Source organism: Acinetobacter sp. YH12200 (genome assembly GCF_013418175.1).
GTDB classification, from domain to species: domain Bacteria; phylum Pseudomonadota; class Gammaproteobacteria; order Pseudomonadales; family Moraxellaceae; genus Acinetobacter; species Acinetobacter pseudolwoffii.
On record NZ_VPCO01000023.1, the window covers coordinates 12,948 to 25,626 of the forward strand.

The following is a 12,679-nucleotide window of genomic DNA, read 5'->3' on the forward strand; positions in this document are numbered from 1 at the left end:
TGACTTACTCAACATTCGAAATTTGATTAATCGCTGCAATCAATTGTGAGCGAGAAAGTTCATCTACGTTAAGTTTAAACAAAGTATCCAGGCGACGATTGATATGTTCAACAGTGTTCATAAAGGCTTGCATTTTTTCTTCTTTATCCACCTCTAAATGTGACGGATCAGACAGGCCCCAGTGCGCCTTGATCGCTCCGCCAAGATAAAGAGGACACGCTTCCTGTGCAGCCGCATCACAGACGGTAATCACCACGTCTGGCTGATACTGTTCACAGGCATCAATCGTCTTGCTGGATAAGCCTTTAGTCGACAAGCCCAGATTGTGCAGGGTTTCAAGCGTCAAGGGATGCACCTGACCGGAAGGTTTGCTGCCAGCACTGTAAGCGACCCAGCCTTCTGGCGCACGGCTATTGAACAACACTTCAGATAGAATGCTGCGGCAACTGTTCCCCGTGCATAAAAACAAAAATTTCATGAAAACTTACTCGCAATGGCTCTGAATCGATAGAGCGGAAGAATCAAATAAAACCGGAACGTCACTACGTTTCAGTACGTCCAGAATTTCAAAGCACCAGGCCGGTAATTGCGGATTGAGGCTGTAGTACACCCACTGGCTTTGCCGACGATCGTTGAGCAGACCGCAAGACCGCAACAAGGCCAAATGCCGTGAAATTTTTGGTTGGCTTAACTGCAGTTTATCGGTCAGATCACAGACGCATTGCTCTTTATTTTCCGCAATCAGCAGGACAATACTGAGACGTGTTTCATCAGATAAACATTTAAAAAACTGAACGTGGTCCATAGCTGCTCCCCTTCTATTATGCAAATATATACATATCCATATATATAGTAAATAGTACAAGTGAAAAATTATATCTGGATCAGGATATCACAGCCAGAAAGCGCTGGATTTAACAGTTTCCCTCTTCTTCCAATATAGAAAAACCAGCGACTTGAACCACTGGTTTTCTTCGCTACAACTTTAATTTTGAAGTTATTTATTTTTCTCGATCAGTTCCGCGATAGCCTGAGCTTCCAGAATTTTACCACTCGATACGATTTTACTGTCAATCATCAGACCCGGTGTGCTTAACAGTCCGGTTTCGGCAATCTGCATCATATCCGTGACATACTCAATGTCCGCTTTGACACCGGTGCTTTTCACTGCTTCTTCAGTTGCAGCCAACAGGGCCTTACATTTACGGCAGCCTGTACCCAAAACTTTAATTTTCATCTTTTATTCTCCATACATTTTATAAAAACCAGTCACCCAAAGTATTCAGGCTATAGCCAATAATCAAGATTCCCACAAAAACGATCCCTATAAACAGGCTCAATAAGCGGGTTTTCACCACCTGTTTTAACAGGATCAGGGATGGCAGGGAAAGTGCTGTTACCGCCATCATAAAGGCCAATACCGTCCCCAACCCCACACCTTTCACCACCAAAGCTTCTGCAATCGGCAAAGTGCCAAAAATATCTGCATACATCGGTATGCCTATGATTGTAGCAATCAGTACGGAATACCAGTGATCCTGACCAAGCAAGGCGGTAATCCACTGTTCAGGAATCCAGTTATGAATTGCCGCGCCAATCCCTACGCCAATCAACACATACATCCAGACCTTGCTAAAGATTTCCACCACCTGTTCCCAGGCAAATTCCCGGCACTCTTTCGCAGACATTTTAAAATCTTCATCACCCTGAGCTGTACTATTTTGCGTAACAAATTTAGCGACATACTTTTCCATTTTGAAAAAGCTGATGAGTGATCCACCAATAACTGCCAAAATCAGACCAAGAACCACATAGATCATGGCAATTTTCCAGTTAAAAATACTGGCCAATAAAATAATCGAAGCCAGATCGACTAAGGGAGATGAAATCAGAAAGGAAAAGGTCACCCCCACAGGCAGTCCGGCACGGGTAAAACCGATAAACAGCGGAATGGAAGAACAGGAACAAAATGGGGTAATGGTGCCGAGCAAGGCCCCCATGATATTGGCTTTGATCCCGGTCATGCGTCCCAGAATCTGCCGGGTGCGTTCAGGCGGAAAATAACTCTGGATATACGACAGGCTATAGATCAGGACTGAGAGCAGAATAAAGATCTTAAAAACATCATAAATAAAGAAGTGAATACTGCCACCGAGCCGGGTCACCACCGATAAACCGAAGACATTTTCGACCAGCCAGCGCACGCCTTCCGAGAGCCAGGTCATTTTAAGCAGCACATCATTCAGCCAGGCAAAAATCGCGATTATGCTTTCCATTTAAAGCTCCTGGTTTTAGGGGGATGAGATCAGGTCGATGCACTCATCGGCAGATTTTTGAACCATTGACCTGCGCAACAGTTTCCAGTCGGTAGCCTGTGTAAGATTTGAAAAATGGTACTCTCTGTCAAAACCTGATACGGGGAAACTGCCTGCTGATGATCCAATTCCTTTATCCTTCAAGAACCTATTTCATTCAGTATGTAAATGATATGGATCATCGTCCATGTGTTTTTCAGATAAAAAAGCTCCAATCAAGTTGAAGCTTTTTCGTAGGGGGGACACTTTATTTTACCCGATTGCCCTGTTGATCCACGATGATTTCACCGTCTTCTTTGGCAAAGGCTTTTAATTGTGGCGAAGGCAGAATATCCAGTACCACTTCCGATGGGCGGCATAATCGGGTTCCAAGCTCGGTAACCACCAACGGGCGGTTGATCAGGATCGGATGTTGCAGCATGGCATCAAGCAGTTTCTCATCGCTCCAGCCGGCATCATCTAGATTCAGCTCGGTATAGGGATCGACATTTTTACGGAGCGCATCTCTTACCGATAAACCTGCATCAGAAATCAGTTGAATCAGCTCATCACGAGAAGGAGGCGTAACTAGATATTCGATCACTTCAGGCTCAATTCCCGCATTGCGAATTAAAGCCAGCGTATTGCGTGAGGTACCACAGGCTGGATTATGATAAATTTGGACTTTTGGCATTTGATCCATGAGCTTTACTCTTATCAATGAATCATAGCTTTGTATATGAATATACGCATATTCGCAATATAAAATATATGTGTTTTTCAGATGTAACCTGATATGAGAAGTCCAAAATCATTTGAAGCAGTTTCAAAATGAATAGTCTCTTCTAGCTCTAGATTATTGGATCACTTCACGGGCTGCTGTTAAAACCCCACATAAAACTTTTCAATCAGCTTTCGGGTCTTGACCAGCAGATTACTCAACACATTTTCCCGTTCAAACAGCTTCACTTTAAAGTTCAGCAAGTCTTTCAATTCTTCCTTACGTGGTAAACGTTTGGTGAACTCGTAATGTTCCAGAACTTGCTTCATTGCTTCTGGTTTCAGGTTTTCTTCTGTACAGAGGTACTGATAGGCCTGTTCTTTTTCAGCATCCCAGAACTGAGCAAAGGCCGTTTGTACGCTCTGGCCATTGATCATCTTGGGCAGGTTTTCTTCAATAAACTTCTGGATCAGCGCCTGCTTGTCATACAGGGTGATTTCATTGCCAATCAGGTCATAGACCTGAGCTTCATACTTCTTACGTTTGTCTTCATCATCACTATTCACAGCCAGTTGTAGCAGGTTGATGATATAACCAACATTGATCCGGTCACTGTGCAGTAAGTCCAGCTGAAAATCGACATCGTCCAGTACCGATACTTTTTCTTTTTTAGTGGTCTTGCGTACATCACGACATAGATCGGCATACTTGGACGCAAAGTTGGCAAAATGCTGTTTATCCAGTGCAGTCTGGTCCTGATCATATTCAATAAAGGTTTGCAGCTGGGCGTTGTAACGCATCACTTCTCGAAAGGCTTTAATGAACGCCAGCTGCTGATCTTCAGTGATGAGTTCGTCGACACTTTGATAATCAGGGGTAATATTTAGTAGCTTCTGTACTGCCACTTCATAGTCCTGCTGAATTTCTTCATAACTTGGCACCAGTACCACTTTTTGCGCTTCTTTATTGGAAAATAATGCCAGTGCTTCATCAGTGGCGCGTTTCAGGTTACGGAAACAGATGATGTTGCCGAAAGGTTTTTTGTCGTTAAAGACGCGGTTGGTTCGCGAGAAGGCCTGAATCAGGCCATGGTATTTCAGGTTCTTGTCGACATACAGGGTATTTAAGGGCTTGGAATCAAAACCGGTCAGAAACATATTCACCACAAGCAGGATATCAATCTGTTTCTTTTTGACCCGATCGGCAATGTCGCGGTAATAGGCATAGAACTGGTCGCCAGAATTGTAGTTGGTCTTAAACTGCTGGTTGTACTTGGCGATATAACGGTCCAGCTTGTCGCGACTGGACGGATTGATCTGGCTGGGAATATCGGCTGCTTCTTCATGGATCAGCCCGTTTTGCTCATCTACTGGGACTGCTTCATTGGCGGCATAGGAGAAAATCGTCGCAATCGTCAGCGGTTTGAACAGTCGGCCCTGCTCTTCATCCTGTTGCTGTTTCTCGGCCTGAACCTTTTCAAACACTTCATAGTACTGGGTCAGGGTATCGACCGAACTGACACAGAACATCGCGGTAAATTCACCATTGCGAGTTTTGGTCGGATGCGTATCGACAATATAGCGCGCAATCATTTCCAGGCGCTGTGGATTGTCGTAGAGCTCCCGGGTATCAATGCCTTCGACATCATCGTCATAGTCGAGGTTGTGCTGCATGCCCTTGGCCGTGTATTTACCCCGGTAATCAATCTGGAACTGCAACACGTTACGATCCCGGATCGCATCGACAATCACATACTGGTGCAGACACTGATTAAACAGATAATCCGTGGTGAGTTTGAGGCCGGCTTTAGACTGACTGTTTTCCTCAAAAATCGGCGTTCCGGTAAAACCAAACATCTGCGCATTGCTGAAGAACTTCTTGATATTCTGATGGGTCTCACCAAACTGGCTGCGGTGACATTCATCAAAGATAAACACCACTTTCTGGTCTTTGAGATAATCAATGTATTCCAGATAGCGATCCGTGCTGATGGCCCGGTTTAGCTTCTGGATGGTGGTGACAATCAGTTTGTCATGGCGTTGATCCAGCTGCTTGACCAAAGTATGCGTGCTATCGGTGCTGTCGACACTTTCGGCTTTAAAGGCATTAAATTCGCGTGAGGTTTGCGTGTCCAGGTCGTTCCTGTCCACCACAAACAGGACTTTTTCCACGTCCGGCATTTGCATGATGATCTGGCTGGCTTTAAACGAGGTCAGGGTTTTGCCTGAACCGGTGGTATGCCAGATATAGCCGTTCTGATCGGAGTTTTGCACATGCTGCACGATTTTCTGCACTGCATAAATCTGATAGGGACGTAGCACCATCAGGCTTTTCGTGGTTTCTAGCAGCACCATGTATTGGGTCAGCATTTGGGTCAGATGCTGCTGATTGAGAAAAGCTTCGGCAAAGTCGACAATTTCATTGATGTGTTTGTTATTGACATCCGCCCATGGAAAGGCAAACTCGATGCCTGTGGTGCCGTTAGAATAATAACGGGTATTGGCACCATTACTGATCACAAACAGCTGGATAAAGCCAAATAGCCCTTGCCCAGCCCAATACGCTTCACGAATATAGCGTTGCGTTTGATTAAAGGCTTCGGCGATTTCCATGCCGCGTTTTTTCAGCTCGATCTGTACCAAAGGCAAACCATTGACCAGTAAGGTCACATCAAAACGGCTGGTACGGCCATTATAGTCGCGGTGGTCGATGGTGATTTGATTGGTGACCTGATAAATATTTTTGCTTGGTTCATCAGACAGGAAAAAAAGGTGTTTGCTGCTGCCGTCATCAAATTTGACTGGAAACAGATCACGCAGATTCTTGGCCCGTTCAAATACCGTGCCTGTATTTAGAAAACTAATGACCTGCTTCCACTCTGTATCAGATAGTGGCGCAAGTCCATTGGCACGTTCAATCTGGGTTTTCAGGTTAGACAGTAGTTGGCTTTCGTCCTTGAGCGTCACCGCAGCATATCCCAATTGCTTGAGCTGGCTAATCAGTTCATTTTCAAGTTGATATTCGCTTTGTACTGTCATTTCCTTCCCCTCTAAAATCTTAAATTATTCACTTCAATGTCTGTTTAATTAAACTCAAGATATATTCTAAATTTTCTGTATCTGACACGATCACCTCACAATCGCCATTGCCCCAATGTCCAATATTGGTCACATCTTTCGCGAGCTGTTTCGGGTCATCCAGTTGATTAAAAGGCATATTCAGCCAGATGCGAATTTGCTTTGTCCCAATACTCATATAGACATAGTTACGCTTACCCTTACGGAAGGCGATATACATTTTCTTGGGATGAATATCTAAATCGGTGGTTAAGCCCAGAATTGAGTCCCTGAATTGCTCATATAGCTCTTTGATGTCATCGGACTTCTCCGCCAAGTGATAGGCTTCATCATATTGCTGGATTTCTTTGGCAATCTTTTGAATATCTTCAGACTCAACCTTTTGCACTTGCTTGATTGAAGGCGCTGATTTGGCTTTCTGCAATGGATTGACTGAAACAATTCCGCCTTGATAACGTTTGATTTCCCACAGCTCAATGCCTAAATCTTTAAAGTTGGTAGACTGCTTTTGAAAGTCGGTAAAGCTCGGTGAAACAAAGATGATTCGGCTCTGTGACCAATCTACATCCTGACGTTTAAGCTGTTTGCTCTGGCTCTCATTGTACTCAACGATAAAATCTGCCTTATAGTCGAGCATTAGATTCAGATAAGAAACGCCTTGATCAATCACGCTATAATTGCGTTCACGCTTGTATTCGATAATTACGAAGGCCTGACTTTCGGGATCGAAAGCCAGTGTATCAATACGGTTGTTTTTAATGGTGAATTCAGACTTGATGAATTCCAAACCTGTAAAACTGTAAAGATTGCTTTCAAACAGGCTTTGAATCTCTCTTTCCAGACGAAAAGGATCTTCTATAAGTTCTACTAATGACTGTGCTTGGGTTTGATAAAGCTGCATTAAAAATCTCGAATTATTTATTCTTCAAATGTTTGTCTAAGCGGATTACTCAAAGAAACGCTATATAAAAGTTTTAATCTCTGAATTGTCATTGGAATACCATTTTCGGTTTTATGGAGCATGGCGTGACAGTTAGGACAGACTGGTCTTAGATCCTCTTTAGGATCTACTTCATACTCTTCGCCAATCGTGTGCAAAGGCTTAAGATGATGTACGTGGATGAAATCTTTAGCAAATGAGCCATACATATGTTCAAAGCTTAAGCCACAGACATAACAACGTGTTCCATGAATTTCTATACATTTAGCCCTTGCTTCAGGGTTACGCTCATATTTATTCACTAAAACCGTTTGCTTAGCTCCTTCAGGAAAGGTTTCATTTTCTAAACCTGCTTCATCTGGATAATCGTATTCAATACGATCTGTCTGAAATTGATCAGCAATAAAATCCAATATTAATTTAATCGGGTGATTGAGCGCTTTGTTGCGGTCTGTTCTTCTTGCTTGGAGTGTATCCGTTTTAGGCAATAACCCACTTTGAATAAAATAATCACGAGTCAATGACGTTTTATCCAATTTACAGACTTTCTGAAAAACTGAAAAATTCCCTGTATATGAGTCAATTTCCTCTTTCATTTTCCAATATTTGCGCTGTTCAATTGGATAGTTATTACCTGATTGATCAAGCACTTTAAATTGATACATCACCTTTGAAACAGGTTGAGTGACATAGATATAAACATGATCCCCTAATTGAAAACCTGCATTTTGATTTTCTGCGTGATTACTCCAATAAATGACGGGTAATTCTTCATACGCACTTTCTAAATCAAATTCTTCGTATTTAACGCTTATTAACCAATTTGCCATTCTATTTTTCAACCTTACCCCTTACGAAACGATGTTTCTCATCTCCTAAAAGGAGATGGGAAAATCCTTTAAACAAACATCTGCTGCAACAAGCCTTTTTTCCAAGTTTTAGCCTGTTCAATTTGCTGTGCCATGACTTCAATTTTTTGGTCAATGGCAGATAAGAAATTGGCGATTTTGGTTTGTTCTTCTAAAGAAGGTAAACCAATCTGCATAGCTAAAAACACACTCTGATTAATTCGCTTTGCTTTTCTGCTTCCATCGGCTTCCTCACCATTTTTTTGATAGAAGTCCTTCTGTAAAAATCTATTTATCAAAAAATAAGGATGAACTATTTTATTATCAATATCAAAAGCTGGGGCATCAATGGTCGATTCGAATCCATCTAAATACTCAGGAATGAGCCCAAAATCGCAATTAAGAAAGTCTAACTTTCCGTAGATTAATTGCCCTGCTGAACGCTTATAATATTGTGTATTTTCACTGCCTTGAAAAGCTTCATTTTTAGGGATAACACCTTTACCCCACAATTTAACCGTTAACTTCTTAGCTTTATTACCTTTACTTCCTTTTATCAAACTTTCACAAAGGAAGGTATGCAAAGATGTTTCCTCCCACTCCCCAAACTCACTTCCATCATCAGCTTTAAAACGAATCTGCTGGCTAAACAACTTCTGCATCATGCCTTGTTTGTATTGGCTCAGTAGCTGATGTTTTTGCGTGAGTTGGCTAATCTTTTCATCCACGTTCGATAGAAAAGAGGCGATTTTGATTTGTTCTTCTGTGCTTGGTAAATAGATACTATATGGTTCAATATGCTTATTGTTGATTTGGGGAATAGTTGAAGTGTCAGCGATCTTATAAAGTTCGATTTTATTGATTAAATAATATAAAAATTCGGCATCTAAACTATGTTGTGGGATCAGTGCCATAAGGTTGCTATCTAATAAAGCATCTACTCGCAGTATACGAACTTTATTATTTAGGATAGCTGCTCCTCTTTTGGGAAAAACGACACTTTTACTAGGAACCGCATCGGAATTTCTTTCAGTATAAAATCTTGAATATTCTTGATATTTATCACAATTGTTTAGTTCTTCGACTTTTAAAAATGGCATTTCCCCACTTTTATCCAGTTCATATTTACTTGGTGAGTAACCACTTTTGATCTGAACGAGATTACCTAAAAGATCGAGTTCCCAGACGGACGAAAACATCCCCCTACCCTATTGTTTTTACTAAATTAATTAGTTCTTAGAAAATTTAGGATACACATCGGGATACACGGTTTAAGTGTTGCTTTTTTAACCACTTAAATGATTTTCCTCCACTTAACTCCCCCACTACTCTCACTGAACTACTGAACTACTGAACTACTGAACTACTGAACTACTGAACTACTGAACTACTGAACTACTGAACTACTGAACTACTGAACTACTGAACTACTGAACTACTGAACTACTGAACTTTAATAAGACAGAGTTTTTTAGTGAAGGATGAGCCGACATCAATGTAGTGACAATTGTCGATTTGTGTATGCTCTTTGACAATTGTATGACCAATATAAATTTCGTCAATATTTTCGACAATATCATATTTATCTGAGTAATTACGTATTCTCCCCCGACCCCATAATGCATTTTCATAAGATGATTTGATACCAGAAATTTTATAATCACCTTGGGAAATGTCATCCTTAAAAATATTCCAATCGTGAATATCAATGTCGGCATGAATGATACCTATCTTTTTATTTTTCAGCTCAACTTCAATCACCAATGGTAACTTTGCTAAACGATCAATAATTCTCTGTCGTGTCTTTTGAAATTGTCTATAAAACCATGCTCCGCCATTCCTTGCATGCATGTCTTTCATTTTAGGATCATGTTGCCCTCGAATACACATTTCTTCATGATTACCGCGCACAGTTAAAAACCATGTTTGATCGAGTAATGAAATACATTCTAAATTTTCATTACCTCTATCGATGAGATCTCCTGTGCATATGAGCAAGTCATTGTCAAAATCAAAATTCTGATTTGGTATTAGATTATATTAAGTAATACAAAAAAATTTAATGCTGACTCTTATGAAAAAATTTAACTTTACTATTTCTATTCTTGATTTAAGTACCTCAGCTATTTGTATTGAAGATAGATTGTTCGAAGTGGGCTGTAATGATGCTCTAGTATGTTCAACAAATGGTGATATTTATTTAGATTTTATAAGAGAAGCTGAAACTCTCGCTAAGGCTATTAAAAGTGCAATAAAAGATATTGAAATGGCGAGTGCTAAAGGCATTCAAATTAATGTTAACAATAGGCATTTAATACTCTAGGTATTAGTCGAGCAAAGCTGGATTATTGAATTCGGTGACCGCTTAAGCAATCACCTTTAAATTTATGAAAAGCAATTACACAAAATTATTTACAGGCTCTAAAATGACAATGGTCATTGCTTCAGACAAGCTTAAGGCTGACTTTTTCAGCCTGTATTTTTGATCAAAAATCAAAGCTTTCTCTAAAGATTCATTAAATGTTTTGCAGAAATCATCCAAAATACGAAATAATTCGGTAATATGATCCATTGAAAAGCCTTGCTTTATAACATTTTGTCTTGAGAACCAATATGTTATAAATTCAGGGCTTTTTTTCTACTCTTTTTTATATCGAACTCAGGTTATTTTCTTTTACTGAGCTGTATCTGATGCCACTGCAGAATTTCATGATAGTCATAATAAACTGCAGCCTGCTTTGTAATTCCATTTTTTATAGGCTTTGGAAATTCTTTATCTTCAATTGTGTACATCCGTAGTTCATTTAAAGATAATCGCAACAGCACACAAACATCTTTTTTAGTTAGACGAACTGGTAAAAGATTTAAGCTGCTTTCATAGTCAGAGTTTACAGTAAATGGAGGCATCATACTTTCCTCTAGTTTCTAGATTTACCTAAAGCTAGCACTAGTTGAGAAAAATCTCTGTCGCAGGTTAAAAAACTATAAAAATAATCAACATACGTTTAAATATTAATCAAATTTTATTTTTCATCTCTCATTTGCATGCTCTTATATAAATATACCCTTCATTTTTATTCATACGACTAACATAGTGTTAATCAACTGGATGGGGAGAAGTACCTTACTGGCTGCTTATATCACTACTCAAATTTTTTCTTTTTATCGTGGCGATAAGTTTTTACGGAAAAGTTTGAAGTCATAATATTTGATACTGAAGATTCAATAGACTCACGTAGTCCCTCAAACAGTTGTATTTCATTTGAATGTTTAAGATAGTCAATGATGTTGTCACTTAGAAATTCTATTATTTCTTTAGCTCTTCTAATTTTAAAATGACTACTTTCAGCCAGCTTCAGCAAGTGTTGCAAATTAGGAAATTCTTTACTATTAGCAAGTTTCAATGCCATTTTATTGTCGATAGTTGGATAAATTAACGTATGTGTAATATCAAATGGTGGTGAAACAAAGATATTCGACATATCTGGTAAATACTGTAATGCGAAGTTTTTTAGATGCGCATCACCATTGCCTATTAAACAGTTAAATACGATATATTTATACATTTTTTCAACTTCGGCTTGACTGTTTGTATATAAATACGTTGCTTTTAATAGGGCTTCATAACTTCCTGTGTATTTAGCATCTGGATCATTGGACTTTTTCATCAAAGTGGTGAAATCTTCATAGCCTAGTCTTAGACCATCAGCCCTTTTATCAAAGCGTTCAACCACATAAGTTTCTAAATTTTCAGACAAATAAGTTGCTGGTGGCTCAAGCCCACAATGCCGCGCTGCTTCCATACAAACAAATTCATTGACTGTCAGCAATGGAAACTCTGAATCAAAAGACTTTACGATAATATCTTTTTGCTGAACTGTTCTATCTGTTCTGATCGTGCTAGCGCTTGGTATGCTTACTTTAGGTTGCATGCCTGCCAATGAATTTCTTAAATAATACTTTTCCAAAAGCTGCGGAAAAAGGGGGCGATTGCTGTTATAAGACAATATTTCATTAAGAGTTAAAGATTCGACTTCGGGTAGAGTCAGCTCACTTTTGTAAGAAAGCATTCCAATCCCAAGTTCTCCCTGGAGAGCTAATAAGTACATATCATTGACTTTGGCATATCTTGCCAATTTTTCTGCAATAAATCTTCGATTAAAACCTTCGGGTAAATTTTGTGAAAATATAGGGTGTAGAGACCCGGAAGAATAACCATCCATGCCTTTTTTAGTCATTGTAAGTGACACATACTGTTTGTCTTGTGTTGGCTGGTAGTGATGTACTGAACCATAAGTTAGTACACCTAATTCTTCTTGATTAGCACAAACAGTAATATTAGTAATTTTAGCAGGTAGATATAGCTCTGAATTCATTCGTTATCCTCAGAAAACATAGCTTCAATATCATCCCAGTCAGGTAGTGAATGCTGTTTTTGAATCACCTCAAACTGTAAGCCAACGGCATCAAGTACACGTTCAAATATATCAAAAGACCCAGTAAAACGGCCGTTTTCAATCTCAGAAATTGTAGTTTTATTTATATTAGTCCGCTCAGAGAGCACTTGTTGTGTATAGCCAAGTGATTTTCTAGCCATTCGTGCTTTTTCACCAATTTCTACTCTATTTGCCATAGCTTTCTGCCCACCCACAATATTAGCCATATAGCTAATATAACATAATAAAAACCAAATATTAGCTATATAGCTAATTAAATTTTAATGTACTATTTCTTCGATCCTCTGATCGAATGTATTTATTCTGGACTGCCACCATCCTCCAAAGCTGCCCAAGCGTTGT

At 39.7% G+C, this 12,679-nt stretch carries 12 protein-coding genes and 4 pseudogenes; 1 reads left to right on the forward strand and 15 read right to left on the reverse strand.

Annotation, left to right across the window (positions count from 1 at the left end):
- Positions 1–4: 4 nt before the first annotated feature.
- The 11 genes and pseudogenes from FTU90_RS13160 to FTU90_RS13210 form a co-directional block, all read right to left on the reverse strand.
- Complete coding sequence (locus FTU90_RS13160; RefSeq protein ID WP_074382687.1) at positions 5–478, reverse strand: arsenate reductase ArsC; 474 nt, start codon at positions 476–478, stop codon at positions 5–7.
- Between the two features lie 6 nt (positions 479–484).
- Positions 485–805: a metalloregulator ArsR/SmtB family transcription factor gene (locus FTU90_RS13165; protein ID WP_005093699.1), complete on the reverse strand. Its 321-nt coding sequence runs from the start codon at positions 803–805 to the stop codon at positions 485–487.
- Positions 806–997: 192 nt separating this feature from the next.
- Positions 998–1,237: a thioredoxin family protein gene (locus FTU90_RS13170; RefSeq protein WP_005093701.1), complete on the reverse strand. Its 240-nt coding sequence runs from the start codon at positions 1,235–1,237 to the stop codon at positions 998–1,000.
- 19 nt (positions 1,238–1,256) lie between these two features.
- A complete protein-coding gene (locus FTU90_RS13175; RefSeq protein WP_180072818.1) occupies positions 1,257–2,276 on the reverse strand; it encodes a permease in 1,020 nt (339 codons plus the stop codon).
- A gap of 286 nt (positions 2,277–2,562) precedes the next feature.
- On the reverse strand, positions 2,563–2,997 hold the full coding sequence (arsC, locus tag FTU90_RS13180; protein WP_005093706.1) for an arsenate reductase (glutaredoxin): 435 nt from the start codon (positions 2,995–2,997) through the stop codon (positions 2,563–2,565).
- 179 nt (positions 2,998–3,176) lie between these two features.
- On the reverse strand, positions 3,177–6,053 hold the full coding sequence (locus tag FTU90_RS13185; RefSeq protein ID WP_180072820.1) for a type I restriction endonuclease subunit R: 2,877 nt from the start codon (positions 6,051–6,053) through the stop codon (positions 3,177–3,179).
- 28 nt (positions 6,054–6,081) lie between these two features.
- Positions 6,082–6,993 (reverse strand): DUF5655 domain-containing protein, encoded by a 912-nt coding sequence (locus tag FTU90_RS13190; protein ID WP_159138849.1) that lies wholly within the window; start codon positions 6,991–6,993, stop codon positions 6,082–6,084.
- A gap of 17 nt (positions 6,994–7,010) precedes the next feature.
- A complete protein-coding gene (locus FTU90_RS13195) occupies positions 7,011–7,862 on the reverse strand; it encodes an HNH endonuclease (protein WP_180072822.1) in 852 nt (283 codons plus the stop codon).
- Positions 7,863–7,930: 68 nt separating this feature from the next.
- Positions 7,931–8,554: pseudogene (locus FTU90_RS16330) on the reverse strand (restriction endonuclease subunit S); the annotation flags it as partial.
- 78 nt (positions 8,555–8,632) lie between these two features.
- Positions 8,633–9,079 (reverse strand): annotated as a pseudogene (locus FTU90_RS16335) (restriction endonuclease subunit S); the annotation flags it as partial.
- A gap of 244 nt (positions 9,080–9,323) precedes the next feature.
- Positions 9,324–9,899 (reverse strand): annotated as a pseudogene (locus FTU90_RS13210) (metallophosphoesterase); the annotation flags it as partial.
- Between the two features lie 55 nt (positions 9,900–9,954).
- Here FTU90_RS13210 and FTU90_RS13215 point away from each other — a divergent pair.
- Positions 9,955–10,203 carry a hypothetical protein gene (locus tag FTU90_RS13215; protein WP_180072824.1) on the forward strand — a complete coding sequence of 83 codons (249 nt, stop codon included), beginning with the start codon at positions 9,955–9,957 and terminating at the stop codon, positions 10,201–10,203.
- Between the two features lie 99 nt (positions 10,204–10,302).
- On the opposite strand, the pseudogene FTU90_RS13220 reads toward FTU90_RS13215, so the two are convergent.
- From FTU90_RS13220 to FTU90_RS13235, 4 genes and pseudogenes are all read right to left on the reverse strand, one after another.
- Positions 10,303–10,452 (reverse strand): annotated as a pseudogene (locus FTU90_RS13220) (IS982 family transposase); the annotation flags it as partial.
- 92 nt (positions 10,453–10,544) lie between these two features.
- Positions 10,545–10,787 (reverse strand): AlpA family transcriptional regulator, encoded by a 243-nt coding sequence (locus FTU90_RS13225; RefSeq protein WP_180072826.1) that lies wholly within the window; start codon positions 10,785–10,787, stop codon positions 10,545–10,547.
- Between the two features lie 236 nt (positions 10,788–11,023).
- A complete protein-coding gene (locus FTU90_RS13230) occupies positions 11,024–12,256 on the reverse strand; it encodes a type II toxin-antitoxin system HipA family toxin (protein WP_180072828.1) in 1,233 nt (410 codons plus the stop codon).
- Entirely contained in the window at positions 12,253–12,513 is a 261-nt protein-coding gene (locus tag FTU90_RS13235) for a helix-turn-helix domain-containing protein (protein WP_167846452.1), read from the reverse strand. The genes FTU90_RS13230 and FTU90_RS13235 overlap by 4 nt, the downstream gene beginning before the upstream one ends.
- Positions 12,514–12,679 lie beyond the last annotated feature (166 nt).